23 protein-coding genes, 1 tRNA gene and 4 pseudogenes are annotated in these 24149 nt (G+C 68.8%); 13 read left to right on the forward strand and 15 right to left on the reverse strand.

All coding sequences use genetic code 11. From position 1 onward, the window contains the following. The first annotated feature begins 21 nt into the window (after positions 1–21). Together AB0I69_RS06375 and AB0I69_RS06380 are read left to right on the forward strand one after the other, a co-directional pair. The gene (locus AB0I69_RS06375) at positions 22–1443 is read left to right on the forward strand and encodes a VCBS repeat-containing protein (RefSeq protein ID WP_363094421.1); all 1422 of its coding nucleotides are present in this window, start codon (positions 22–24) and stop codon (positions 1441–1443) included. A 37-nt stretch (positions 1444–1480) separates the two neighbouring features. Next, on the forward strand, positions 1481–2500 hold the full coding sequence (locus AB0I69_RS06380; protein ID WP_363094422.1) for a YIP1 family protein: 1020 nt from the start codon (positions 1481–1483) through the stop codon (positions 2498–2500). A gap of 78 nt (positions 2501–2578) precedes the next feature. Here the strand turns inward: AB0I69_RS06380 and AB0I69_RS06385 are convergent, their stop codons facing one another. Then, the gene (locus AB0I69_RS06385) at positions 2579–3082 is read right to left on the reverse strand and encodes a phosphoribosyltransferase (protein WP_363094423.1); all 504 of its coding nucleotides are present in this window, start codon (positions 3080–3082) and stop codon (positions 2579–2581) included. Positions 3083–3084: 2 nt separating this feature from the next. Beyond that, positions 3085–3660, reverse strand: a complete 576-nt coding sequence (dcd, locus tag AB0I69_RS06390) for a dCTP deaminase (protein ID WP_280875850.1) — start codon at positions 3658–3660, stop codon at positions 3085–3087. Positions 3661–4222: 562 nt separating this feature from the next. Here dcd and AB0I69_RS06395 point away from each other — a divergent pair. Then, positions 4223–4296: transfer RNA gene (locus AB0I69_RS06395), tRNA-Gly, on the forward strand. Between the two features lie 232 nt (positions 4297–4528). On the opposite strand, the gene AB0I69_RS06400 is transcribed toward AB0I69_RS06395, so the two are convergent. Continuing rightward, positions 4529–5533 carry an NADP-dependent oxidoreductase gene (locus tag AB0I69_RS06400; protein WP_363094424.1) on the reverse strand — a complete coding sequence of 335 codons (1005 nt, stop codon included), beginning with the start codon at positions 5531–5533 and terminating at the stop codon, positions 4529–4531. 918 nt (positions 5534–6451) lie between these two features. Between AB0I69_RS06400 and AB0I69_RS06405 the strand changes: the two are divergent. Further along, positions 6452–7039 (forward strand): annotated as a pseudogene (locus AB0I69_RS06405) (alpha/beta hydrolase); the annotation flags it as partial. Between the two features lie 251 nt (positions 7040–7290). Here the strand turns inward: AB0I69_RS06405 and AB0I69_RS06410 are convergent. The 7 genes and pseudogenes from AB0I69_RS06410 to AB0I69_RS06440 all read right to left on the reverse strand — a co-directional run. After that, a pseudogene (locus AB0I69_RS06410) lies at positions 7291–7425 on the reverse strand (IS5/IS1182 family transposase); the annotation flags it as partial. A gap of 88 nt (positions 7426–7513) precedes the next feature. Continuing rightward, positions 7514–8086 (reverse strand): TetR/AcrR family transcriptional regulator, encoded by a 573-nt coding sequence (locus tag AB0I69_RS06415; RefSeq protein WP_363094425.1) that lies wholly within the window; start codon positions 8084–8086, stop codon positions 7514–7516. Between the two features lie 175 nt (positions 8087–8261). Next, positions 8262–9179, reverse strand: a complete 918-nt coding sequence (locus tag AB0I69_RS06420) for an alpha/beta hydrolase (RefSeq protein ID WP_363094426.1) — start codon at positions 9177–9179, stop codon at positions 8262–8264. 270 nt (positions 9180–9449) lie between these two features. Next, on the reverse strand, positions 9450–10052 hold the full coding sequence (locus AB0I69_RS06425; protein WP_363094428.1) for a TetR/AcrR family transcriptional regulator: 603 nt from the start codon (positions 10050–10052) through the stop codon (positions 9450–9452). A gap of 40 nt (positions 10053–10092) precedes the next feature. Next, on the reverse strand, positions 10093–11175 hold the full coding sequence (locus AB0I69_RS06430) for a hypothetical protein (RefSeq protein ID WP_363094429.1): 1083 nt from the start codon (positions 11173–11175) through the stop codon (positions 10093–10095). 126 nt (positions 11176–11301) lie between these two features. Then, positions 11302–12117, reverse strand: coding sequence for an oxidoreductase (locus tag AB0I69_RS06435; protein WP_363094431.1), 816 nt, complete (start codon positions 12115–12117; stop codon positions 11302–11304). 36 nt (positions 12118–12153) lie between these two features. After that, positions 12154–12456: a hypothetical protein gene (locus AB0I69_RS06440; RefSeq protein ID WP_363095046.1), complete on the reverse strand. Its 303-nt coding sequence runs from the start codon at positions 12454–12456 to the stop codon at positions 12154–12156. On the opposite strand from AB0I69_RS06440, the gene AB0I69_RS06445 reads away from it, so the two are divergent. The 7 genes and pseudogenes from AB0I69_RS06445 to AB0I69_RS06475 all read left to right on the forward strand — a co-directional run. Beyond that, on the forward strand, positions 12352–13176 hold the full coding sequence (locus tag AB0I69_RS06445; protein WP_363095005.1) for a hypothetical protein: 825 nt from the start codon (positions 12352–12354) through the stop codon (positions 13174–13176). The two genes, AB0I69_RS06440 and AB0I69_RS06445, sit on opposite strands and share 105 nt — an antisense overlap. Next, positions 13173–13922 (forward strand): SDR family NAD(P)-dependent oxidoreductase, encoded by a 750-nt coding sequence (locus tag AB0I69_RS06450; RefSeq protein WP_363094432.1) that lies wholly within the window; start codon positions 13173–13175, stop codon positions 13920–13922. The genes AB0I69_RS06445 and AB0I69_RS06450 overlap by 4 nt, the downstream gene beginning before the upstream one ends. Before the next feature lie 511 nt (positions 13923–14433). Beyond that, entirely contained in the window at positions 14434–15360 is a 927-nt protein-coding gene (locus AB0I69_RS06455; protein WP_363094433.1) for a helix-turn-helix transcriptional regulator, read from the forward strand. Between the two features lie 246 nt (positions 15361–15606). After that, positions 15607–16200, forward strand: a complete 594-nt coding sequence (locus AB0I69_RS06460; protein WP_363094434.1) for a helix-turn-helix domain-containing protein — start codon at positions 15607–15609, stop codon at positions 16198–16200. A 105-nt stretch (positions 16201–16305) separates the two neighbouring features. Then, positions 16306–17043 (forward strand): NAD(P)-binding domain-containing protein, encoded by a 738-nt coding sequence (locus AB0I69_RS06465; RefSeq protein ID WP_363094435.1) that lies wholly within the window; start codon positions 16306–16308, stop codon positions 17041–17043. A gap of 213 nt (positions 17044–17256) precedes the next feature. Further along, a pseudogene (locus tag AB0I69_RS06470) lies at positions 17257–17481 on the forward strand (nitroreductase family protein); the annotation flags it as partial. Between the two features lie 239 nt (positions 17482–17720). Then, positions 17721–17852, forward strand: a pseudogene (locus AB0I69_RS06475) (nitroreductase); the annotation flags it as partial. Positions 17853–18049: 197 nt separating this feature from the next. Here the strand turns inward: AB0I69_RS06475 and AB0I69_RS06480 are convergent. Further along, entirely contained in the window at positions 18050–19111 is a 1062-nt protein-coding gene (locus AB0I69_RS06480) for a LysR family transcriptional regulator (protein ID WP_363094436.1), read from the reverse strand. A 136-nt stretch (positions 19112–19247) separates the two neighbouring features. On the opposite strand from AB0I69_RS06480, the gene AB0I69_RS06485 reads away from it, so the two are divergent. Continuing rightward, complete coding sequence (locus tag AB0I69_RS06485) at positions 19248–20168, forward strand: zinc-binding dehydrogenase (RefSeq protein WP_363094437.1); 921 nt, start codon at positions 19248–19250, stop codon at positions 20166–20168. A 60-nt stretch (positions 20169–20228) separates the two neighbouring features. Beyond that, complete coding sequence (locus AB0I69_RS06490; RefSeq protein ID WP_363094438.1) at positions 20229–20663, forward strand: nuclear transport factor 2 family protein; 435 nt, start codon at positions 20229–20231, stop codon at positions 20661–20663. 160 nt (positions 20664–20823) lie between these two features. Here AB0I69_RS06490 and AB0I69_RS06495 read toward each other — a convergent pair whose 3' ends face one another. The 4 genes from AB0I69_RS06495 to AB0I69_RS06510 all read right to left on the reverse strand — a co-directional run bounded on the left by AB0I69_RS06495 (position 20824) and on the right by AB0I69_RS06510 (position 23403). Continuing rightward, positions 20824–21270 (reverse strand): class I SAM-dependent methyltransferase, encoded by a 447-nt coding sequence (locus AB0I69_RS06495; protein ID WP_363095006.1) that lies wholly within the window; start codon positions 21268–21270, stop codon positions 20824–20826. A gap of 160 nt (positions 21271–21430) precedes the next feature. Continuing rightward, positions 21431–21952 (reverse strand): hypothetical protein, encoded by a 522-nt coding sequence (locus AB0I69_RS06500; protein ID WP_363094439.1) that lies wholly within the window; start codon positions 21950–21952, stop codon positions 21431–21433. Between the two features lie 111 nt (positions 21953–22063). Next, complete coding sequence (locus tag AB0I69_RS06505; protein WP_363094440.1) at positions 22064–22249, reverse strand: hypothetical protein; 186 nt, start codon at positions 22247–22249, stop codon at positions 22064–22066. A gap of 92 nt (positions 22250–22341) precedes the next feature. Continuing rightward, the gene (locus AB0I69_RS06510) at positions 22342–23403 is read right to left on the reverse strand and encodes a glycosyltransferase family 2 protein (protein WP_363094441.1); all 1062 of its coding nucleotides are present in this window, start codon (positions 23401–23403) and stop codon (positions 22342–22344) included. Positions 23404–24149: the final 746 nt, after the last annotated feature.

Below are 24149 nucleotides of genomic sequence, written 5' to 3' on the forward strand. Positions count from 1 at the left end.
CTCCCCCTGGAGCCAACTCCCTTGCCCAGTCGGCCCACTTCCACCGCCCTGGCCTCCGCCCTCCTCCTCGCGGGCCTCACCCCGCTCGTCCTGACCGCCCCCGCGTCCGCGGCCACCGCCAAGTACTCCGACGACTTCAACGGCGACGGCTACCGCGACCTGGTGACCGCGGCGCCCACCGCGACCGTCGGCGGCAGGACGTCCGCCGGTGCCGTGGTCGTGAACTACGGCTCCAAGTCCGGCATCAGCGCCTCCCGCCGTACGGTCCTCACCCAGAACACCGGCGGCATCCCCGGCTCCGCCGAACAGGGCGACCACTTCGGCTCGGCCCTCGCCTCCGGCGACCTCGACAACGACGGATACGCCGACCTCGTGATCGGCGCCCCCGGCGAGGACCTCGGCACCGACACCGACGGCGGCACCGCGATCATCGTCTGGGGCGGCGCCTCCGGCCTCTCCGGCGGGCGTACGGCGGCCGACCCCGCCCCCACGGCCCACGACGCCTTCGGCCAGTCCCTCGCCGTCGGCGACTTCAACGGCGACCACAAGGCGGACCTCGCGGTGGGCAGCACGGGCACGGACGTCTGGGTGAGCAGGGGCGGCTTCACGAAGACATCGGGCGCCGCGTCGAAGTACAAGGTGACCGCGCCGATCCGGTCCGGCTCCGGTGGCGTCACGTTCTTCGCCTCCGGCGACCTGAACGGCGACGGCTCCGACGAGCTCGTCGCCACCAGTGCCTACCCCTACGACGGCGCGACGGTGTTCCGGGGCGCCTCCTCAGGTCTTGCCCACGAGTCCGAACTGGACGAGATCAGCGAGGTCGCGGCCGTCGGCGACATCAACGGCGACGGATACGACGACGTGGTCACCGGCGAGTACTGGGGCGCCGTCGACGGCAACCTCGGCGGTTCCGTCAGCACCCATCTCGGCCACGCCACGGGCGTCGACCCCGAGCCGGACCGGACGATCGACCAGGACACGGCGGGCGTCCCGGGCGCCGACGAGACGGACGACGGCTTCGGCTGGTCGGTCTCCCTCGGCGACGTGAACGGCGACGGATACGCCGACGCGGCCGTCGCCGCGGACTACGAGAAGATCGGCTCGGCCGACCTCACCGGCAACGTCACACTCCTGCGCGGCTCGTCCACCGGCCTGACCGCCTCCGGCGCCCAGTCCTTCAGCCAGAACACGGCGGGCGTCCCGGGCGCGAACGAGGACAACGACCACTTCGGTTCGGCCGTCCACCTCGCCGACCTCACCGGCGACGGCCACGCGGACCTGTCCGTGGGCGCCATGGGAGAGAACGGCGGAGACGGCGCCGTATGGACCCTGCACGGCACCACCACCGGCCTGACCTCGAAGAACGCGGTCGCCTACGGCCCGTCGTCGCTCGGCGTCCCGACATCGGGCGCTCCGAGGCTCGGCGCCGGAATGCTTCCGTAGCACTCCCTTAAGGCCCCTCCCGCCCTCCCCTTAGGGGATGTCACAGCTCAGCAGCAAAGGCCCGCCCGAAAGCCCCGGCCCGGCACGTGTCCCCCCGGAACCAGGTACGTTCGATGACGTGGCTGGATTCAGGATCGGACGCGGCGGCCGGGACGGCAGGGCCCCGCAAGCGCGCCCTCAACAACCTCCGTACGGGCAGCAGGCGCCCCCGGCACCGCAGGGACAGCCCTACGGCTACCCCGCGGCTCCGCAGCCGCACCCGCAGCAGCAGTACGGAGGTGGCGGCCGGCAGTGGTCCCAGGGGAACGGCGGCAACGGCGCCTACGGCGACGAGCCGGAGTACTTCGGCGACAGCGGCGGATACGCCCAGGGCCACCCGGGTCACCAGGGCACCCCGGACCCGTACGCGGCGAACAACCCGGGCAGCACCCAGGCCTTCTCCGTAGGTGAGGACCCGTACACCCAGGGCGGGACGTACCGCGCGGGCTCGGCCCAGGCGCCCGCGGGCCCGGTCGGCCCCCGCCTGCACTGGAAGGACCTGCTGAGAGGCGTCGTCCTCGCCCCCCAGCAGACCTTCCTCCAGATGCGGGACTACGCGATGTGGGGCCCCGCCCTGATCGTGACGTTCCTCTACGGCCTGCTCGCGGTCTTCGGTTTCGACGGCGCCCGCGCGGACGCGATAAACGCCACCCTGGCCAACGCGGTCCCGATCGTCCTGATCACGGCCGTCGCGATGGTCCTCTCCTCCTTCGTCCTGGGCGTGGTCACCCACACCCTGGCCCGCCAGTTGGGCGGCGACGGAGCCTGGCAGCCCACGGTGGGCCTGTCGATGCTGATCATGTCCCTCACGGACGCCCCCCGCCTGGTCTTCGCCATGTTCCTCAGCGGCAACGCGACCTTCGTCCAGGCCCTCGGCTGGGCCACCTGGGTAGCGGCCGGCGCCCTCCTCACCATGATGGTCAGCCGCTCCCACGACCTCCCCTGGCCGAAGGCCCTGGCCGCGTCGTCGATCCAACTGATCGCCCTGCTGTCGATCGTGAAGCTGGGCACGTTCTAGAGGCTTCTCGGCTACGACGAGGACGGGCTCCCGGTGTGAACCGGGAGCCCGTCCTCGTCGTAGAAGCCGCCGCCTCGCTCAGGCGTCGAGAATCTGCCCCGCGCGACGTACGACCGGAGGTTCCACGGACCACGGGAAGTTGATCCAGTCGTCGGTCCGCTTCCACACGTACTCGCACTTCACCAGCGACTGCGACTTCTCGTAGATGACCGCGCTGCGCACTTCGGCGACGGCGTCCAGGCAGAAGTCGCGGACCAGCTTGAGCGTCTTGCCGGTGTCGGCGACGTCGTCGGTGATCAGGACCTTCTTGGAGGAGAAGTCGATGGCGTTCGGGACGGGGGCGAGCATCACCGGCATGTCGAGCGTGGTGCCGACTCCGGTGTAGAACTCCACGTTGACCAGGTGGATGTTCTTGCAGTCGAGGGCGTAGGCAAGACCGCCGGCGACGAACACCCCGCCGCGGGCGATGCTGAGGATGACGTCGGGCTCGTAGCCGTCGTCGGCGATGGTCTGCGCGAGTTCGCGCACGGCGCCGCCGAACGCGTCGTAGGTCAGGTTCTCCCGTACGGCTGCGTCGCTCATGCTCACACCTGGGTCCGGTGGAAGTTGAGGAAGGAGCGGGAGGCGGTCGGACCGCGCTGCCCCTGGTAACGGGAGCCGTAGCGCTCACTCCCGTACGGGAACTCGGCCGCCGAGCTGAGCTGGAACATGCACAGCTGGCCGATCTTCATGCCCGGCCAGAGCTTGATCGGGAGCGTGGCGAGGTTCGACAGCTCCAGCGTCACGTGCCCGGAGAAGCCGGGGTCGATGAACCCGGCGGTGGAGTGCGTGACGAGCCCGAGCCGGCCGAGGGAGGACTTCCCTTCGAGCCGCGAGGCGAGGTCGTCGGGGAGCGATACGACCTCGTAGGTCGAGGCGAGCACGAACTCGCCGGGGTGCAGGATGAACGGCTCGTCGCCCTCCGGCTCCACCAGTCGCGTCAGATCCGCCTGTTCGACGGACGGGTCGATGTGGGGGTAGCGGTGGTTCTCGAACACCCGGAAGTAGCGGTCGAGGCGCACGTCGACACTGGACGGCTGCACCATGGATTCGTCGTAGGGATCGATCCGGACCCGCCCGGCGTCGATCTCGGCCCGGATGTCCTTGTCTGAGAGAAGCACGCCCCGAGGATACGCAAGGCGCGCCGAGCCACCACAATCGTGACGACTCAGCGCGCCTTGAGACACTGCCGCGTACTGGCCCTACCGGCCCTATCTGGCCCTATTTGTTCCTGCTGGCCCTACTGGTCTTGCTTCTCCTTCTCCAAGGACACCGGCACCACGCTGCGGAGCCGCGCGCACCTCGGACATCGCACGAGCCGACCAGGGCCGAGGCGCTCGGCCTGCTGCATCGGGAACGAAGCGGTACTGAACACGTGCCCATCGGCACAACGGACGACGGTGTGGTCCATCAAGTCCCAGAGTCCCTTCCCCAAGAGCCGCGTCCGGCTGCTGCTCGCCTGACGCCAAATGCCACATTACGGGATGAAAGGAACGACTCTCCAGGCGGCACTCCGGTCCCACCCAGACCCTCTTCCACACCCCCACCGTACGCCCCAACTCCGGCCCCCCGCAGCCCCGTCCACCCTCCGAAACACGACCGGGCCCCACGGGCTTCGGCGCCGGGGGCCAGGCATGAGGTAGAGTGAGCGGGCATTCGACACCGGCTCAACCGGCGTCACGCGCGGGTGTAGTTTAGTGGTAGAACATCAGCTTCCCAAGCTGAGAGTGCGAGTTCGATTCTCGTCACCCGCTCCATGTGAAACCCCCAGGTCGATGACCCGGGGGTTCTTTGTTGTCTAGTCCAATTCGGGGGTGGCGTGCCTCCGCGTGCCCTAAGTGCAGGTGGGAGGCGTCACAGGGTGTTCGCCTGGATGCGAAGTCGCTTACGCAAAGGGGCAGTTGCGCCCAACCTGGTTCCCGTCAGCCCACCGCGACTGTCCGCCGGTGGATCGGGCCCGTGTCCCGGCTGAGCGGCAGTCCTGTTCCCTCACGGCATCTTGACGACGACCTTGCCAGCCTTCGCGCGCCCTGCTTCGACGTACTCCAGCGCTTCCCGGGTCGACTCGAACGGGAACACCGTGTCGACGACGGGTCGGATCCTGCCGGCCTCGATGAGATGGGTGAGCTCGCGCAGCTGGTCCCCGCCGGCCTTCATGAACAGGAACGAGTACGTCACGTTGTGACGCCGGGCGCTTCGCCGGATCCGGAAACTCAGCGCGGACATCACCAGCCGGACGATCGGATTCGCTCCCAGCTCCCTGGCGAAAGCGGCGTCGGGCGGGCCCGCGACACTGATGACCTTCCCGCCGGGCTTGAGTACGTCCAGGGACTTCTTCAGCGTCTCGCCGCCGAGCGAGTCCAGGACGACGTCATAGTCGTGCAGCACCGTCTCGAACGCCTGCTTCTTGTAGTCGACGACGACGTCCGCGCCCAGACGCTCCACCAGCTCGACGTTGGCCGTGCTCGTGGTGGTCGCCACGTGCGCACCCAGCTCCTTCGCCAGCTGGATGGCGATGGTGCCCAGGCCGCCGGAACCCGCGTGGATGAGGACCTTCTGGCCCGGCTGGATGTGCGCCCGCTCGACCAGCACCTGCCATGAGGTCAGGGCGACCAGGGGAAGGGACGCCGCCTCCTCCATGGTCAGGGTGGCCGGCTTGATCGCCACGTCGTCCTGGTGCACCGCGATGAGTTCGGCGAACGTGCCGATCCGGTCCTTGTCGGGCCGCGCGAAGACCTCGTCGCCCACCGCGAACCGCGTGACGGCCGCACCCACTTCGACCACCACCCCGGCCAGGTCGTTGCCCAGGACGAACGGGACCTTGTACGGCAGGATCGCCTTCATCTCCCCGTCCCGGATCATGCTGTCGAGCGGGTTGACGCTCGCGGCGTGGATCCGGACCAGCACGTCCTCCGCGCCCACCTCCGGGTCCGGCACATCGCCGACACGCACGCCGGCCTTGTCGCCGTAGCGCTCTACCGTGAAGGCCCTCATCGTCGGCTCCTCATCTCGCCCGCAAGCGGACGGGGTGCTATTCATTCCGGACTTCGCTTCGTTGGATGCTTGGTGATTTTTGGTAGTACGCGTTCTTCGGCGCGACGGGTCTCAATGGGGACTTCCGACCCCGCCTATTGGTGAAGGGGGCGAGCGCCCTGGTGCCGATCACGCATGAGGCGCGCCGGGCGTGGCGCCCGACCTGTACCCCGTTGGCAGGACCTTCCGGGATGCCCCGCCAATTAAATTATGCTCGTAATTCTAAGTGGTCGACCGGTGGGTCGCAAGTGGACCCGCCCCTCCCGAGGGCGCCACACTCGCGGCGGACGCGGGACCTGAGGGTGAGACCCGACCGCCGCCGGGTCATCGCCTTCGAAGCCTCACGGAGGCGCTCGTGGACACGGTGGGCGCCCAGCGGTACGAGGGCGTTGCGGATGCCCGGCGCGAGGAGGTCACCGAAGCGATGCCCGCCGACGAGGGGGCGGGAGAGTCGTAGCGTCCCGGCCGTCATGGCGTAGGCGCCGGGCGTCTCGATGCGGACCGAGGTCCGAACATGACGTCATCTCATCGAGCCCGCCGACTTGCAGGCGCATAGAAGTACGGTCATACTTTAATTATCGACGCGATGCTGCGGCGCTCGACCACTCAGAGTTCCGACGCCCACCGTCTTTGACCGTCGACTCCGCAGGCTGCAGCCGCAGCCGGGAGACGCGGGTGACTGCTCTACGCACCCTTCCCTGAGAGAGGGGTCTGCACGCGCTCGCAGGAACCCCCACGCCGAAGGGCACGACCGTGAACGACTCACAAGAAGTACGAGGCGACGTGGTGACGTCGTACCAGAACGTGCCGACCCGCACCCTCACCGCCGAGGGAGTGACCTTCGCCTACCGCGAGCTCGGTCCCCCGTCCGACGTCCCGGTGGTCTTTCTCACCCATCTCGCCGCGGTCCTCGACAACTGGGACCCCCGGGTCGTCGACGGCATCGCCGCCCGGCGCAGGGTCATCGCGTTCGACAACAAAGGGGTCGGCGCTTCCACCGGTTCGACGCCGCGCACCATCGAGGCGATGGCGAAGGATGCCGTCACGTTCATCCGGGCGCTCGGGCTCAAGTACGTCGATCTCCACGGCTTCTCGATGGGCGGCATGGTCGCTCAGGTGATCGTGCAGACCGACCCGGACCTCGTCCGCAAGCTGATCCTCACGGGGACCGGTCCCGCGGGCGGCGAGGGCATCAAGAACGTGACCCGGTTGTCCCATCTCGACACCGTCCGAGGACTGCTCACCCTTCAGGACCCGAAGCAGTTCCTCTTCTTCACCCGCACCGCCAACGGGCGCCGGGCCGGGAAGGAGTTCCTGGCCCGCCTGAAGGAGCGCACCCACGACCGGGACAAGGCGATCTCCCTCACGTCGTACGGCGCCCAACTGAAGGCCATTCACCGCTGGGGGCTGGAGCGGCCCCAGGATCTCTCCGTCATCCACCAGCCCGTGCTCGTCGCAAACGGCGAGAGCGACAGGATGGTTCTCGAAGAACTCGGCCGACCTGGCGCGACGGCTGCCGAACAGCGAGTTGGTGCTCTACCCCGACGCCGGTCATGGCGGCATCTTCCAGTTCCACCGGGAGTTCGTGGAGACGGCTCTCGCGTTCCTCGAACGGCAGTAGGCGCGAAGCATGGTCGTCCGTCGAGCCGTGACGCACTTGGGGCGAGCGGCTCGAACCACCTGATCGGAGTTGCTGACCTGAGTCCCCCCGGTCGCCCGGCGAAGGCGTGCTTGGCGCGGGAGCGGGCTTTGCGGTGTGAGCGGTTGTGTTCGCCCCTCCGAGTCGGCAGTTCGGCCTGGCCACGCTCACGACGGTGCTCGATGACCAGGCCGGTGTCGTCCAGGTAGCCGCCACCCGTAGTGATGGCTGTTCTGCTGACGGGGTCCTACGCATCGGACGACCCCCACGCCCTGGAGCTGGCGCCGTTGGCCATGTCCCCCTCAGCGCATGAAGGCGAGGGCGTTCTCGATTCCCCGTTCAAGGACCTCATCGGCGAACTTGCGGTCGGAGAGAGCGCGGGACAGTTGCAACGCCCCCACCAACATGGTGAAGAGCCCGATGGCCTTGCCGCGGGCGGACTGCGGATCCTCAGGTGCCAGGCGGGCGGCGACCTCGTCCAGGATGTCCCGCGCGCCGTCGGTGTAGACCTGCTTGGTCCCGTCTCCGCAGCGGCCGATCTCGTCGAGCAGGGCGGCGGACGGGCATCCGACGCCGGGGTGGTCCCGGTGCTCGGCCGACAGGTACTCGCGAACGAGGTCCTCAAGTCCTGGGCGGCCGGGCCGCAGAGTGCCGTACTTCGCGACCTGCGTGCGCAGCTCGTCGGCCACGACATGGGCAACGAGGTCGTCCTTGGACGCGAAGTGGGCATAGAAGGCCCCGTTGGTGAGCCCGGCGTCCGACATCAGCGTGGAGATGCCCGAACCGTCGATGCCGTCCTGCTTGAACCGATGGCCGGCCGTCTCGATGATCCGTTGCCGCGTCACCTGCTTGTGCTCCTTGGCGTAGCGCGCCACAGGGTTCCTCCATTCGCTTCGCGGGGCCATTGCGACGCACTCCATCCTAATCGATGGCCTGACGAACATAATATTACGGTCGGCAGATCATGGGCGACCCCGCGTTGTTGATCAGGAAGGTGAAGGCCGCAACATGCGAGGGGCCTGCCGTGTGCACGGCAGGCCCCTCTCTCGGTCAGATCTTCGCCTTCTCCCGGACCCACGCGCCGATCCGTGCGATGGCTACGTCGGTCTCCGGAATCCGGCCGGCACCGTAGACGTAGGAGTGCTGGCCTCCGGGGACCACCACGGTCGCCGTGTCGATTCCGGCGTCCTTGACGCGGGCGGCGAACTCCTCGTCCTCGCCGGCCAGGACCTCGTACGTTCCCCAGGAGACGAGGGTCGGGGGGAGACCGCTCAAGTCCGCCCGGTTCAGATTGATCCGGGTGTCCGTGAACTCGATGCCCGTGCCGCCGATCCAGGCGTCACGGAAGAACTCCAGCAGACCCTTGCTGAGGATCTTGTCCGTCCCGGCGTTGGCCGTGATGGTCTCGTTGGCGATCTCGAGGTCGCACCAGGGCGAGATCGACACGACGGCGCCGGGCAGCGGCTGCTTCTTGTCGCGGAGGCGAAGCGCCAGGGCGACCGCGATGAACCCGCCGATCGAGTGGCCGATCGTGATGATGTTTCCCGGCTCGTACCCTTCGGAGAGCAGCCAGTTGAAAGCCGCCTCCGCGTCGTCCACCTGAGCCGGGTACTTGTGTTCCGGTGCCCGCCGGAAGTCCAGGACCAGTACGGGGGCCCCGGCAGCCTTGGCGATATGGCCGGCGAGCTTTCGGTCGACGTGTGCTGACGCCAGCACGGAGCCCCCGGCGTGAGAGTGCAGGAGGACGTAGTCGGTGTTGGCGTCGACGGGTTCGCACCAGATTCCCGGCACGCCACCCGCGTCCACCTCCCGATAGGTGACCCCTTCCGGCTCACGGGCCGCGAGATGGACCTGCTCCGCCTGGATGCGCGCCGCGTCCAGCTCGGACGGGGGATTCGCCCCTGTGGCCAACCATTCCGCGAACTGGCTTGCTTCCGGGCTCAGTTCAACTGCAGCGTGCTCGGACATGTGGTACCTCCAGGGGGTCGTTTGGGCATACCGGCCCGCAAGGACCGGTATCGCCGGGTTTTTTCAGGTGGGTGGGGTGGTCGGGGTCGGCCCGGTTGGGAAGCACGGTGTTCGACCACAACTTGCGGAGGGTGTGCGGGAGTTCGTCGCCGCCGATCTCGGCTGCCGGAGCGGCGGCGACCTCGACGGCGAAGCGGATGCGGTTGTCGAGGGACCCGCCGAACCCCTTTTCGAGCCGACCAGCCCCGTGATCGACACGCGGATGGCGTCTCAGTCGTGCTGCTCAGCATCCAGTAGTGCGAGGGCGTTGTGGATGCCCTGTTCGAGGAGTTGGTCGGCGAGTTGCCGGTCGGTCAGGGCGCGGGAGAGCTGAAGCGTCCCGGCCATCATGCCGAGGAGGCTGAGTGCCTTCAGACGTGCCGACGGCGGATCGTGGGGTGCCAGGCGGGCGGCGAAGCCGTCGATGAGGACCAGCGCGCCGTCGGTGTACGCCTGCCTGGTGGGATCCGTGGAGCGCCCGATCTCGTCGAGCAGGGCGGCGTTGGGGCAGCCGTCCTCGACGTTGTCGCGCTGCTCGGTGGAGAAGTACCAGCGAATCAACTGTTCGAGTCCGGCACGGCCGGGCGCCGCCTGCGCGACGATGCTCTCGTGCTGTGCGCGCATCTGGTCGGCGACCGCGGTGGCGACGAGTTCGTCCTTGGACGCGAAGTAGGCGTAGAAGGTGCCGTTGGTCAGCCCCGCGTCCTTCATGAGCGTGGCGACTCCGGAGCCGTCGATGCCGTCCCGCTTGAGCCGGCGACCGGCCGTCTCGACGATCCGCCGCCTTGTCTCCTGCTTGTGTTCTTTCGTGTACCGCACGAGGCGTTCCTCCATCGCGGCCAGCGCTTGCGCTCCGGATACCGCCCTGGTCGAGTCAGTGTGCCGCGTGGGCAAGGAGAGCAGCGAAGTTGATCCTCGCTGTCTGGAGTTTCGGGTCGTGGGGCTCGGGGACGCCGCCGTCGGTGATGTACAGCCGGTCGCCGCGAACCGCGGTTGCGGAGGGCGAGGCAAGACCGTCCGCGCTGGTCAGAACGGCCTTGGAGGTGCCGTTCGGGTAGATCACCACGACCCTGTCCGGACCGTTCTGCGAGGAGGAGCCGTTCTGCGCCGCGAACACCACGTCGGAGCGGGGGGCCAGGAAGCTGAGGTCGTCGATGTTGGGCAGGCCGCCCGTGACGAGGTGGATGGGGCCGGCCGTGCCGGTGCCGGTGACCGGTACCCGCAGCAGTGTTCCCTTGTTGAAGTTGCTGATCCACAGGGCGCCGTTGTGGAAGCGGAGCCCGTTGGCGCCGATCGGCAGGGCTTCGGTCGGTACCGGCGCGAGAGCGGCGTCGGTCAGCCACGGGGTCGCCGGTCCGCCCGCGGTCGGGACGGACCAGATGATGCCCTTGAGGCTGTCGGCGATGTAGAGGGTGCGTCCTGTCGGGTCGATGGCCAGCCCGTTGGGGCCCGCGTCGGCGGGCAGGGCGGCGATGCGCTGAGGGGTCCCGTCCGCAAGCAGCCTGTACACGCCGTTCCTGGCCGCGTTGCCCGGGGCCCACACGCTGTAGTAGACGGTGCCGTCACTGCCACGGGTGTTGCCGCTGATCGCCTCACCCACCTGCCCGGTGGCGAGCACCGTGCGCTGTCCGGACGCGGAGATACGCATCAACTCCGGCCCGTGCGTGCGCTCGCACACCGCGCAACTGCCGAGCAGGGACAGGGTCACCGAGCCGTCGGGGTTGACGGTGATGTTCTCGGGGATCTCGCCGGCGGCGAAGTCGAACTTCGCCGCGGTCCGTACGTCGGTGACAACGGACCTGCTGTACGAGTGTCCCGTCCACGCGGACGCGGACGGCGCCGACACCAGGACGGCCGCCGTCGCGGTGACCGCCAGCGCGATGCCGACGTTCCTCTTAAGAAAACGCCGTGTGCTCGGTGCACTGCGCCGGGCCGTTTGCTGCCGTTGCTGCTGCATGACTCTCCTCGGCACATCAACGAGTGACTGATCAATGGACTTTCGGCGACATCAGGGAAGCCGGTGATGTCGGGTCCACCGGCGACATCCAGGCGGAATCGGCGCCCCTGAAGCCGGACCGGGATGTCAGGCGGGCATCCGGTTGAATTTGCGGATGCCTTTGTCGAAGGTGATGGCGGGGGCGAAGCGGCGCAGCGTCCTCATGCGCGTGGCGAGGGGGCCTGCGGCGTAGCGCAGCTTCGGCTTCTTGTCGGTGGCCGCCGTGACGATCACCTTGGCGACCACCGCGGGGTCGTCGCCGGCCTTCATCGCATCCGCGATCACCTCGTCGAAGACGCGCCGTCGCTCCGCGTACAGAGGCAGCGGGGTGTCGGGCTGTGCGGCGTTGGTGTCGAAGCTGGTCTTGGTAAAGGCGGGTTCGACGAGGAGGACGCGGATGCCGTGTTCGCGGACTTCGTGGTCCAGGGACTCGGAGTAGCCCTCGACGGCGTGTTTCGCGGCGACGTAGAGCGCCATGTAGGGCTGGGGGATCAGGCCCAGGACGGACGAGATGTTGATGACGCGTCCGCCACCACGGGCGCGCATGTGCGGCAGGACGGCCTTCGTCATACGGATGACGCCGAGGACGTTGACGTTCAGGACGTTCTGGGCCTGGGCGACGGAGTTCTCCTCGACCGCGCCCGCCGAGCCGATGCCCGCGTTGTTGACCAGGACGTCGATGCGTCCGAACCGGTCGATCACCTTTCCCACCACGGCGGTGGCCGAGTCGTCACTGGCCACGTCGAGATCGAGGTATGTCACCCCGGCGGGCGGGGTGAGTCCGGAGGTCTTGCGGCCGGTTCCGATCACCTCGAAACCTGCCGCCACGAAGGCGCGGGCCGTCTCCTTGCCGATCCCTGACGAGGCCCCTGTCACGAGCGCCACCGGCCGAGTTGTCGCCATCACGGACTCCTTTAGATTGACTTACGTTCGTATGTCTTACGTTCGTACGACCATACGGAGGTCGTGGGTCGATGGCAAGTAGTCACGTTCGGTGCTCCCGCCAGGTCCACCGAGCCGACGGCGCTCGGCGACGAGCGGTGGCTGTTTCACGACGCGGTCGCCGTCGATGTAGATCTCCGGTCGCTTGGCGCCGACGCCACCGGCACCGAACACGTCGTCGCCATCGTGGACGACGTGAACGCCATCGACGCGGTACTCGTCGGACGCCTCATCCACCACCACCCGGACCTGGCCCCGCTGGGGACGAACGTCAACTTCGTACAGGCCGCCGGAAACCAAGCGCTGAAGATCCGCACCTACGAACGCGGCGTCGAGGCGGAAACCCTGTCGTGCGGGAGCGGAACCGTCGCTGCCGTCGTCATCGCCACCCTGCGCGGACTCGTGTCGCCGCGCACCTCACTGGGTCGGCGGACCGGTCACCCACACCTTCGAAGGGGTCCTCTCATGACTCAGTTCCTCACCTCCAGCTCTGACCTCACGGTGCGCGAGGCCGCCCAGAACCTTCGCGACTGGCAGCGCGACCGAGAGGGACTCGGTGTAGCCCTCGTCCGGAGGCAGAGCCGGGGAAGGGGCGCACCTCGCGGGTCGTCTCGGACCAGGCACCCTCTCCACATCCCCCGAAGGCGCCCGCTGGTCAGACATGGTGCGAAGCCCTCCGCGATGTCACTTGAGCAGGCAACGCGACGTACGGACGTCCGACCAGGATCGGCCTGGCGGATGTGCACCTGTGCGGGTTGTCCGACGGGCTTGGGCCCCCGAGTGGCTGGACCGTTCAGTTCCCTGTGCCAGAAGGGGAAGCCATTGTGGGCGCGTCCAGAGCCGGCCTCGGATGCCGCGACGCCGAAGCGCCACCGGATCCGCTGGGTGGGACCACTCCACCAGGCAGAGACCGCCGATCCATGGATAAACCGTCCTCTCCCGCCCCTGCGCGGGCGTCCCTACGGTCGAAGCTGCGGGCGCTCACCGGCCCGCCGTACCGAAGGAGCAAGACCCCCATGAAGATGACCGGCAACACGATCCTGATCACCGGCGGAACCTCGGGCATCGGCCTCGGTCTGGCCCTACGTCTGCACGAGGCCGGCAACAAGGTGGTCGTCGCCGGCCGGCGCAAGGAACTCCTCGACGAGATCACGGCCGAGCACCCGGGCATCGACGGGCTCGTCCTGGACGTCGCGGACCCCGACTCGATCGCCCAGGCCCGTAAGACCGTGGCGGCGAGCCACCCGGGACTGAACGTCCTGGTCAACAACGCCGGCATCATGCTGCTGGAAAACCTCCTCGACCCGGCCGAACTCCCGGTCGCCGAGGATCACATCGCGACCAATCTGCTCGGCACGATCCGGATGACGTACGCCTTCCTGCCCCTGCTGGTGGGCAAGGACGACGCGGTCGTCATGAACGTCACCTCCGCACTGGCGTTCGTCCCGTTCCCGAGCACCCCGACCTACAGCGCGACGAAGGCCGCGCTGCACTCCTTCTCCGAGAGCCTGCGCATCCAGCTCGCAGGTGCTGACGCCGGCGTCCAGGTGATCGAGGTGGTCCCGCCGGGCGTGCGAACGACCCTGCTGGGCCAGCAGGACAGCGACCAGTCCATGCCGCTGGACGACTTCCTCACCGAGACCCTCGACCTGCTGCGCGAGAAGCCCGACGCGAAGGAGCTTGTCGTCGAGCGCGCCGGGTTCATCCGCGACGCGCAGGCCAACGGCTCCTACGACGACGTCCTCGCCATGATCAGCGGCAGCTGACCGACCTGAAAGACCGACGCGGAACAACAGCACGCGGGCAGGCCCTGTGGGGCCACATCAGGGACGAACGCGAGCTGGACCCGCCTCGGGTGGTCCTCACCGAAGACGCGGAACGGCAGGGAAGCGGCTTCGGCTTCGCCCCGGTCGTCCCACGGAAGGCGACCGGCTCCGTCCTGAACGCCGAGAGACACGCGAGCGCCCGTCCGACACGGCGAACATCGTCGCGGCGGCCAGGCCGAGCGGCGAGGCCCGGGGCCCGTCCAAGGCGTCGGGCGTCCTCGACGGGGGGACCGTCGTGGCGGGCCGTCTTCCCTGCCGTCGGCCTGCGGTGCGCCGCCGACGGTCGGCGCATTTCCCGGCGGGTCATGCAGGTCGGGTGACCATCGGGATGTCTCGCCGCGAGCGCCATCGGCGTCGGCCGTTCGAGCGGCTTTGCGCGGATGGGAGGGGGTGCTCAGCCATGGATCGGCGGTCTCTGGATAGCCGGGCGGGATGCGGCGAGGATGGGGGCATGGACAAGAAGGACTTGGCGGAATTCCTGCGCCACCGGCGTGAGACGCTGCGGCCCCGCGACGTGGGGCTGGTCGAGGGGCCGCGCAGGCGTACACAGGGGCTGCGCCGCGAGGAGGTCGCCCAGCTCGCCGGCATGTCCACCGACTACTACGCCCGGCTGGAACAGCAGCGCGCCCCACAGCCCTCCGTCCAGATCACCGCGGCACTCGCCCGGGCACTGCGGCTGACCCTGGACGAACGCGACCATCTCTTCGTGCTCATCGGCCACAACGCCCCGGCCCGCTTCCACCGCTCCGAACATGTCAGTCCGACCCTGATGCGGGTCCTGGACCGTCTGGACGACTCCCCGGCCATGGTGCAGACCGACCTGTTCGACACCCTCGCCATGAACCCCGTGGCCGTCGCGCTGCTCGGCGACCAGACCCGCCACACCGGTCTGGCCCGCAGCGGCTACTACCGCTGGTTCATGGACCCGGCCGAGCGTCTGATGGTTCCCGAGGAGACCCACGAACGCCACGGCCGTGCCCAGGCAGCGCGCCTGCGGGCCGCGCTGACGGCCGGCAGCGACACCCCCCGGGCCGCCCTGATCCTCGCCGAACTCCAGGAACGCAGCCCCGAGTTCGTCCGCATGTGGGAACTTCAGGAGGTCGCGCAACGCTACGACGACTGCAAGACCGTCCTCCATCCCGAACTCGGCCGCATCGACGTCGACGCCCAGCTCCTGTACACCGAGAACCGCGCCCAGACTCTGGTGGTGCTGACCACTCGCCCCGGCACGGAGAGCCACAGCAAGCTCGAACTGCTCTCCGTCATAGGGCACCAGCAGCTCACCCCTGACGTCCTGGGCCGGGGGACGGATCAAGGCTCGGCACGGGATGAGGCGTCCCGGGGTGACGCGCGGCAGCCCTGTCAGGGGCACCAGTGATGCATGCGGGCCACGGTCCAGGACACCGGAAGTCGTCGGGACCGACAGCGCGGCACCGCGTCCGCCCACCCCCGTACGGCTATTGACCTGCGCTCTGTGGCCAGACGTGTCGGGCCCCTGTGCTGTCGGGGCTGAGTCGTTGGGCCGCCGGTTTGACCGGATGCTGCCTCCGTTTTACTCTCGAATACATACGGAGGCAGCATCCGTTTTGATGTGGCCGCAGGGTCACGGCAGGCAGGAGGGCGCATGAGCGCCGATGAACAGCGGGGACGCAAGCCCCGCGCTGATGTTCAGCGCAACCGAGCGGCCCTTCTGGAAACCGCGCAGCGTCACTTCCTGCAGCACGGAGTCGGCACCTCCCTTGAGGCGGTGGCCAAGGAGGCCGGCGTCGGGCCCGCCACCCTGTACCGCCACTTCCCCACCCGGGAGGCACTGCTGGCGGCGGTGCTGCAGACACGCTCCGAGGAACTCGTGGCCCGCCAGGCGGACATCGAGCAACTCGGTGACCCGGCCGAGGCGCTGGAGCAGTGGCTGCGCGCGATGGAGGAGTACTTCAGCGCCTTCAGCGGACTGCCGGACCCGCTCATGGCCGCGGCCAGGGCACAGGAGCCGGACAACCCCCTCACCATCCCCTGCGACATCCTCATCACCGCCACCGATCAGTACGTGCGAGCCGCCCAGCTCGCGGGGCGCGTGCGCGCGTCGGTGCGGGGGCACGACCTGTTCCTCGCGGCCTGTTCCGTTGCCTGGATCAAGGGCACCGGCACCGAAGAGGAGCCGCTCGACCGGCTCCGCACGCTCATCGCGAGTGGCTACCTCCAGCAGGACACCCAGGCGTAAATCGCCAGGCACCCCGCTCCGCCCCCGCAACGCCGGGGCGCACCACCACCCATCCATCACATCGCGCTGCCCTCAGCGGCGGCATGACCCCCTAAGGAACAAATCATGAAAATTACTGTCATAGGCGCCGGAGCCATCGGCGGGAACCTCGCTGCCAAGCTCAGCGCGGCCGGTCACGACGTCCAGGTGGCCGACGCCCGCGGCCCCGAGGCCGTCCGGGCGGAGGTGCTGGAGTCCGGAGCCCGCGCGGCAGACCTCGCCGACGCCGTCCAGGGCCGGGACGTCATCGTCCTGTCGATCCCCTTCGGGGTGGCGGGCCAGCTGGCGGACCTGTTCGCGTCGTTGCCCGACGAGACGGTGGTCATCGACACCGCGAACTACTACCCCGGCATGCTCAGCGAGCCGGTCGAGGCGGTGGACAACGGCCAGGTGGAGAGCGTGTACACCGCCGAGCTGCTCGGCCGCCCCGTGGTCAAGGCGTGGAACGCCGCGCTGGCCGAAACCCAGCGGACCAAGGGCGTCCCGGCCGGAACACCCGGCCGCCTCGCCATCCCCGTCGCCGGCGACTCCGAGGAGGCGCGGAAGGTGGCCATGAGCCTGGTGGACGACACCGGCTTCGACCCCTACGACACCGGCACGCTGGCCAACTCCTGGCGCCAGCAGCCGAACAGCCCCGCCTACTGCACCGAACTGACCCTCGACGAACTGCCCGCGGCCCTGGCCGCGGCCGACCGCGCCAAGGACGCGGCCATCCGCGACAGCCTCCCGGAACGCTTCGCCGCCCTCCCGGCCAACCCCACCGTCGACGACGTCGTCGAGATGAACCGCGCCGCGCACCGCTGAGTCACCCGACGCGGCTCTCGTGCACGCGACGGCACGAGAGCGGCAGCGCCCGCAGCCCACGAACACACAAGACGAACACGAAGAGCGCACAGTCCTCCGCGCTGCGACCTGCGGCCTCGGCACGCCGCCGCCTGCGAGCATCCGCATGCCTGCCGGTACCCGCCCGCTAAGGGTGCGTCCCGCGCCCGGCCCTTACGTCAGCGGCCTCGTCGCATGGCGTGCCGTACCGCGCTCTGCCGCGGCCGTCGTGGCGGTGACTGCGCGCCGCGGAGCGGAATCGCCTTGCACGGCACCGCATCACCCTTCACCGACATCGCACGCTCCCCCCGGCGGTTCCTGCCTACCGCACTGTCCCCTTCGGACATCATCGGCGTGCTGGAAGACGCACAGACGGCCCCCTCGAACAGCAACACCCAGCCATGGACCGTGCACGTCGTCTCGGGTGCGGCGCGGAACGCCCTGGGCCAAGAGCTGCTCCGGGCCGAGGAGGAAGGGCGGATCTCGCAGGATTTCACCGATGGCTACGGCGAGGAGGGCATCTACGTCGAGCGGTCGCGGGCCTTGGGTGCGAGTGTCTACCAGGCCCGGGGGGCGAGCGCTCGGACCGGGACGGCAGGAGGGCGGCGGTCCGCGAGAACCTGGAGTTCTACGGCGCTCCCCATGCCGCCTTCCTGTTCATGCCGACGCTCGGAGACGGGGTACGGACGGCGCGCGACATCGGCATGTATGCGCAGAACTTCCTGCTCTCACTGGCGGCCAGGGGGCTGGCAGGCATCCCGCAGACCGTACTCGGCGTCTACGCCGACGCCGTCCGCGAGTTTCTGGGTATCCCCGCGGAGCTCAAGCTGCTGTTCGGCATCTCCTTCGGCATGGCCGACCCGGCGGCACCGGTGAACTCGCTCCGCACGGAGCGGGTTCCGCTGCAGCGGAGCGTGGTCCTGCATGACACCTCAGGAGTCATGCGCACCCGGGCGCCACACCAGAGCACGTATGCCCAGTTCAGAGGCTATCCGGCTCCCCAAGCGCCATCGCTTCCCAAGCTGAGAGTGCGAGTTCCATTCTCGTCACCCGCTCCACTTCGAACCCCCAGGTCATGGCCCCGGGGGTTCTTTTCTGTCTGCAGGCCCGTGAGTTTCGGATGGTCGATGTCGGGGAGCCAGTCACGCTGCGGCGAGTAGTCCAACCAGCGTCGGCCACGGCCGGCCTCGGTGAAGCCTCGTAGCAAGGTGTCGAGCAAGGGATGGCGGGAGGACTCGCGCCAGGACAGCGACCACGCATACAGCGGTGTCGGCTCGACGAGCGGTATGCAGCGCAGGCCCGTGTGGTCCGGCAGCGGCGCGTCGGCGGGGAAGAGGGTGAAGCCGTCGGGCTCGGTGCGGAGGTGCTGCACAAGGTGGTCCAGGCCCAGATTGGGGCCATCGTGCCGTCGAGTGATCCGGAATTCGTCGGCGAAGCGGCGCAGGAAGTCCAGCCGACTCAGTTCGGCCGGGCACCACAACACGCTGTCGCGCAGGTCGGCCGGGCGCAGTGCGTGGGCGCCGGCCAGCGGGTGAGAGGGGCTGACCACCGCATCGACGGGTTCCAGCCGCACCAGCCGCTGGGTGAGTCCTGCGTCCCGGCCGTCGGGCAGTGGGTGCACCCGGCCGAATCCCAGGTCCGTGTCTCCGCGCAGCAACGCCCCCGCGACTGACGACCAGTCACGTCCCGGGCTCGGCTCCCACCGCACCGGGCCTAGATCCTGAACCGCGTCGGCAACAGTGCGCATCGGCGCGTACAGATGCCCCCATGTGTCGATCCGTACGACCGGACCGGCGCCCGTCACCGCCGCAATCGCGCGCTCGCCCGCCACCAGCGCCTCACGCGCGGCCGGCAGGAACCGCTCCCCCGCCTCGGTCAGCCGGATGCCGCCCTGGCGCTCGAACAACCGCACCGCCAGCAGCTTCTCCAGCCGCGCGATGCGCTTGGACAGCGCCTGCTGGCTGGTGTTCAACTCGTCGGCGGCCCGCCCGAAGTGCAACGTCCGGGCGGTCGCGACAAACGCCCGGACCAGCGCGAGGTCGAGGTCCATGCTGCTGACCATATGCGACAACCCCAAGTTGTCGGCCAGGAAGCTTCGTTGTTGGCAGAGCCGCCCCTCCACCGGGTCGGATGGTCCCAGAAGACACCACCGAGGACCGCCGAGGACCACCGAGGAGACGACCACTATGAAGGCCTTCATACCGACCGGAGATCCCGACGAGCCGGTCGTGCTCGCCGATGTCCCGGAGCCGACACCACGCCCCGACGAGGCTCTGGTGAAGGTCGAAGCGTTCTCGGTCAACCGGGGTGAGACGTTCAAGCTGGAAAAGCCCGCCTCCGGAGATCGCCCGGGCAAGGACATCGCGGGGCTGGTGGTGCAGTCGGCCGCCGACGGCAGCGGACCGTCCGGGGTCACCCGGGTCGTCGGCCACCCCATGGAAGGCGGCTGGGCAGAGTACGTGGCTGTGCCGACCGACGCGCTCGCCGAGCTGCCGGACAACGTCTCCGTGCTGCAGGGCGCGGCGCTGCCGCTGGCCGGGCTCACCGCGCTGCGGCTGCTGCGCGCTGCCGGACCGGTGCTGGGACGGCGGATCCTGCTCACCGGTGCCTCCGGAGGCGTGGGCCACTTCGTCACGGAACTCGCGGCCGCCGCCGGGGCCCAGGTCACCGCTGTGACCAGGAACGTCGATCGCGGCGCCCGGCTCACCGAACTCGGCGCCACCGAGATCGTCCAGAACGTCACCGTGGCTCAAGGTCCTTACGACGTCGTGCTGGAGTCGACCGGCGGAGAGACTCTCTCCCTCGCACTCGCGCGGCTCGCCAGGCGCGGCACGCTGATCTGGTTCGGGCAGGCCAGCCGCACACCGGCGAGGCTCGACTTCTTCGACTTCTTCGCCGGACCCGAATCGGCTGTCGTCCGCCATTTCCACTACCTCGACGCGGACAGCCGCCTCGACAACGACCTGACGGCGCTCGTCCGACTGACCGCCGAAGACCGCCTGCACCCCGAGATCGGCCGCGTCACGGACTGGGCCGACACCGCGACCACCCTCACCGACCTGCGCGACCGCCGTATCCGCGGCAAGGCCGTCCTCACCCTGTCCTGATCCACTCCCGGACAACCGGGCGCAAGAAGAACCGCAAAGAAGAACCGAAGGAGCACAACCATGGCCACCAGCGACCCCAGGGCCGTCGTCATCCGCTACGTCGAGGCCGTCCGCGACGGCGACGCCGACGTCATCCACGACAGCTTCTCCGAAGACGCCACCTGGCACTACCCGGGCGACCTGCCCATCTCCAAGGTGTGGCACGGCCGCGACGAGATCATCAACGAGTTCCTCGGCAGCATGGGACCGGTACTGGTCCCCGGCACCATGGAGATCGAACTGGTCAGCACGATCGCCGAGAACGACCGCGTGGTGGCCGAATGGACCTCCAAGGCCACGACCGTGTACGGCGGCACCTACGACAATCGCTGCATCGGCATCTATACGATCCGCGACGGCAAGATCGCCTCCGTCATCGAATACGCCGACACCAGGCACGTGGCCGCAGCCCTCTTCCCGGGCGCCGATGCCCACCGTCCCGCCGGCACCGAGTGAGCCGCACGGCCGGCACGGCCGAAGTGTCCGGTGAAGCAGGCGAAGTGACGAGGCCCTGATCAAGTGGCAGGGCAGGTCCAGGAGTTCCTCACCCGGAACGGACCGCACGGCAGGGCCCGGGACTTCGAACACATCGCCACCGCCAGACAGGCGTCCATGCCTACTGGTGCGCTGTGTAGACGGTCGCGGTCATCGGCGCCGTCACAGGGCCGGTGCCGAGGCGGCCCGTCATCTTCTGTGTGACGGCGGACCGGAGGGCCTGCGCGTCTTCGCGGGCCTGCACTGCGGCGCTCACCGGCGTGCCCGTGAGGAACCCGGTGGCGATGGAGGCCGCCGACTCCGCAACGCTTTCCAGCGTGACTCCCTCCGTGGTGGCCAGGGCCAGTCCGGCGGCCATGAGGTCCGCGGTGACCATCGCTTCGTTGAGGTCGGGCGCCACCACCGAGGCCGTGGGCACCGCGGCGAGCAGGGCCGAGGTCAACGCCCCGGTTCCGGCGGCGAGTTCCAGGATCGTACGGGGCCGCAGCGCTGCCGCCCTGGCGGCCAGGTCGGCGGCGAAGGGGCGGAAGAAGACCGGCACCAGGTGGCGTTCATAGGCCTCGGGCATCGACCGCGTCCACCGCCGGTCCGAATCGTCCGCATTGTCTGCATCCATCCGACAGACACTAACTCCGCGGGAAACCGGGCGGCGGACCACCGCAGCCATCGCGACTTCGTGCCGGTGTTGCCGCCCGGACTTCCCAAGCTGTGAGTTCGTGGCTTGGTATCTATGTCCCACGCTCGGCTTGACGTGCTACTTCGATGAACGAGTCGATTGAGGCCAGGTAAGCGTCGACGGCTCGGCGAAAGTTCTCGACCTCGCGTATGTCTCTCTCGACGACGACGAGGCGGCCGTAGGCTTCGCCGGATGCCGCCTGGACAGCCTTCGCCGCCGCTATCGGCTCGGGGTGGCATTCCAACGAGACGACGGCCAGGGAACGCAGGAAGGGCCTGTACGAGTCCCGCAGTTGATCGCGGAGCTCTGTGAGCGACGCCGCCCGCGCCTCTTGGTTCTCCACCTGGAAGTACTTGGGGATCCTGAGGTACAGGATCCCCATCTCATTGGCCTGCTCGATGAAATCCAGCTGTGTGGCTCTGCGGGCCTCGCGCTCCCGAGCGGTGTGCGCGGCTTCGGCGGCGGCTTGGGCCTGGATGCGAGCGGCTCGGGCGTTGCCCCTGCTCGTCACCCAGCTGGCGACCACCGCCGTGGCCGCGGTCAGCACGGCCACCCACAAAGCGCTGTTGTCCATGACGCACAGTGTCTGTGCCCCCGACCGACTTGCACAGAGTGCGCCGGCTCCAGGGCTCGCGAGGGCGGAGAAGGAGGCGAGTGAGATGACCGCGAGCGGGCGGTCTCCGGATCAGTGGCCGGCCGCGCTGGCGTCGCGGCGTCGGCGGCGGACGGCGGCCGCGTAGGTCGTCACTCCGCCGAAGACCAGGGTCAGGCTGGCCGCGATGATCAGGTGAGTGGTGGAGGAGGCCCCGGTGGCCGCGAGTGAGGCACTCCCGGCGACGATTCCGGTTCCGGTACCGCTGAGGTAGTTCACGATCGGTTTCCTCTCGGCGACCTGTCGGTCGCGTCGGATCAGGTGCATTCGGTGGATCAGGTTCTGGGGACGCACTGGTGCGACGGTGCGGGTCACTTCCAGGCGGAGACGCGGGTGACGTACGACTTCACGACCGAGGAGACGAACCAGTAGGCGCGCACGGTGGAGAAGACCAAACCGGGCAGCATCAGTACGTCGACCAGGACGCCCTTCCAGCCGAGGTGGCGGGTGCGGAAGGCGGCGTACGCGATCCAGAAGACGACCAGGCACAGCCAGACCGGGTCCATGACGAAGCCCGTGTGGGCGATGACGCCGGTCCAGGTGGCCAGCCAGCCCAGCGTGTAGAGGAAGCCGGCGAAGCCGAGCACCATGCTGGTGATGGAGAACCAGGTGTGCTTGGTCCAGCCGCGACGTCGCAGGGTGTCGACCGTGCCGCGCCCCCAGCGCTCCCGCTGGCCGATCAGCTCGCGCAGGGTGGGCATGAGGTCGGTGTAGGCGATGCAGTGCTGGTTGGCCGTGACCTTCCAGCCCGCTTCCTTCAGCGCGAGCGTCGTCTCGTAGTCCTCCACGAGGTTGGCGTGGTCCTCCCAGAACACTTCGCCGCGCCAGCGCAGGATGCTCAGCAGCGCCTCGGTGCGGTAGAAGGAGCCGGCGCCGGACATGCTGTGGATGCCGAGGCGGTAGCGGCCGCGGGCGTAGCGCCCGTATTCCATGATCTGCATTCCCAGCAGGTAGCGCTGCCAGAGGTTCTTCCACAGTCCGGTGCGGCCGAGGCAGGTGGCGCTGAGGCCGCCTAATCGCCGGTCGGCGGCCATGACGTTGCGCGCCCGTTCCAGGAACTTCGGGTGGAGGCTGGTGTCCGCGTCCATGACCAGCAGGTACTTTGCGGCGCCCGCCAGTCCGCCGGACGCACGGTTCAGCCAGTCGATGCCGTGGTTGAGGGCGCCTGCCTTCTTGTGCGGGTTGTCCGGCAGGTTGAAGACGACCGTGCGCGGCACACCAGGGCGGTCGGCGAACCGACGGGCGAACTCCTCTGTCCGGTCGGAGGAGTTGTTGACCACGACGATGATCAAGGCGGGTGGTGCGCTCTGCGCGGCGAGTGATTCCAGGGCCAGCAGCACACCGGCCTCCTCGTCGCGGGCGGGGAGGATCACGGCGGTCTCCAGCAACGGGGCCGCGCCCTGGGTGACCAGCCGTCGGCGGTGCGCGGCGTGGCCGCGGCGGCCTCTGCTGTGGTCGGGCCGGCCCCGGTGTCGGCTCTCGTCAGTGGGCAGAAGGCCTGATGGGACCCTGACCGCTGCGCCTGGGCGTCCAGCGGTGATCATGTGGTCGGACATGGTGTGGTTGTTGCCCCCCACGGCAATGGCTGCCGCTTCTTTCCTCGACGGCCGTTGGGCCGCCCTGTTGCGTGCTGCTGCCCGATACCGATTCCCCCCGGCACGGAACAAGCTCCACCACTGCGACGAGCGACAGCACGAGAGGCCATTGTTGAAGCACTGGTTACGGTCTCGGAAGGGTGATTGAGGGGCGCGCAGGAGCCTTGATGAGGGCAGTGGAGCGGAATGGGGGTTGAGGGGCGAGAGTGGAGCGCTCATCTTCGGGGCACACGCCCCCCTGTGCATGACCCGAAGATGAGAACGCCCGACGCGGCAGTGCCTCCAGATGGCGCGGCGCACCACAACCGCACCAGATCGAGCGAGGAACAGCGGGGAACCATGGTGAAAGAGATGGAACCCAACGAGGCCTCAACCCAGCCGTTCGCCCAGGTCGGCGTCCGAACCGCCCTCAAATACCTACAGCTTCCCAACCTGAGAGTGCGAGTCCGATTCTCGTCACCCGCTCTTTTGCAGCCCCAGGTCAGTGACCTGGGGCTTCTTTGTCGGCCGGGGCCGTGGGCCCT

This window comes from Streptomyces sp. NPDC050508 (genome assembly GCF_040655155.1).
GTDB lineage: Bacteria > Actinomycetota > Actinomycetes > Streptomycetales > Streptomycetaceae > Streptomyces.

What these genes read in the sequence shown, in the direction of transcription:
- AB0I69_RS06420 (WP_363094426.1), bottom strand. Translation starts at nt 9,179, where the DNA reads ATGTCCGAGCACGCTGCAGTTGAACTGAGCCCGGAAGCAAGCCAGTTC.
- AB0I69_RS06495 (WP_363095006.1), bottom strand. Translation starts at nt 21,270, where the DNA reads ATGCCCGAGGCCTATGAACGCCACCTGGTGCCGGTCTTCTTCCGCCCC.
- AB0I69_RS06380 (WP_363094422.1), top strand. Translation starts at nt 1,481, where the DNA reads ATGTCACAGCTCAGCAGCAAAGGCCCGCCCGAAAGCCCCGGCCCGGCA.
- AB0I69_RS06490 (WP_363094438.1), top strand. Translation starts at nt 20,229, where the DNA reads ATGGCCACCAGCGACCCCAGGGCCGTCGTCATCCGCTACGTCGAGGCC.
- AB0I69_RS06430 (WP_363094429.1), bottom strand. Translation starts at nt 11,175, where the DNA reads ATGCAGCAGCAACGGCAGCAAACGGCCCGGCGCAGTGCACCGAGCACA.
- AB0I69_RS06425 (WP_363094428.1), bottom strand. Translation starts at nt 10,052, where the DNA reads ATGGAGGAACGCCTCGTGCGGTACACGAAAGAACACAAGCAGGAGACA.
- AB0I69_RS06500 (WP_363094439.1), bottom strand. Translation starts at nt 21,952, where the DNA reads ATGGACAACAGCGCTTTGTGGGTGGCCGTGCTGACCGCGGCCACGGCG.
- AB0I69_RS06460 (WP_363094434.1), top strand. Translation starts at nt 15,607, where the DNA reads ATGAGCGCCGATGAACAGCGGGGACGCAAGCCCCGCGCTGATGTTCAG.
- AB0I69_RS06450 (WP_363094432.1), top strand. Translation starts at nt 13,173, where the DNA reads ATGAAGATGACCGGCAACACGATCCTGATCACCGGCGGAACCTCGGGC.
- AB0I69_RS06400 (WP_363094424.1), bottom strand. Translation starts at nt 5,533, where the DNA reads ATGAGGGCCTTCACGGTAGAGCGCTACGGCGACAAGGCCGGCGTGCGT.
- AB0I69_RS06455 (WP_363094433.1), top strand. Translation starts at nt 14,434, where the DNA reads ATGGACAAGAAGGACTTGGCGGAATTCCTGCGCCACCGGCGTGAGACG.
- AB0I69_RS06435 (WP_363094431.1), bottom strand. Translation starts at nt 12,117, where the DNA reads ATGGCGACAACTCGGCCGGTGGCGCTCGTGACAGGGGCCTCGTCAGGG.
- AB0I69_RS06465 (WP_363094435.1), top strand. Translation starts at nt 16,306, where the DNA reads ATGAAAATTACTGTCATAGGCGCCGGAGCCATCGGCGGGAACCTCGCT.
- AB0I69_RS06385 (WP_363094423.1), bottom strand. Translation starts at nt 3,082, where the DNA reads ATGAGCGACGCAGCCGTACGGGAGAACCTGACCTACGACGCGTTCGGC.
- AB0I69_RS06480 (WP_363094436.1), bottom strand. Translation starts at nt 19,111, where the DNA reads ATGGACCTCGACCTCGCGCTGGTCCGGGCGTTTGTCGCGACCGCCCGG.
- AB0I69_RS06485 (WP_363094437.1), top strand. Translation starts at nt 19,248, where the DNA reads ATGAAGGCCTTCATACCGACCGGAGATCCCGACGAGCCGGTCGTGCTC.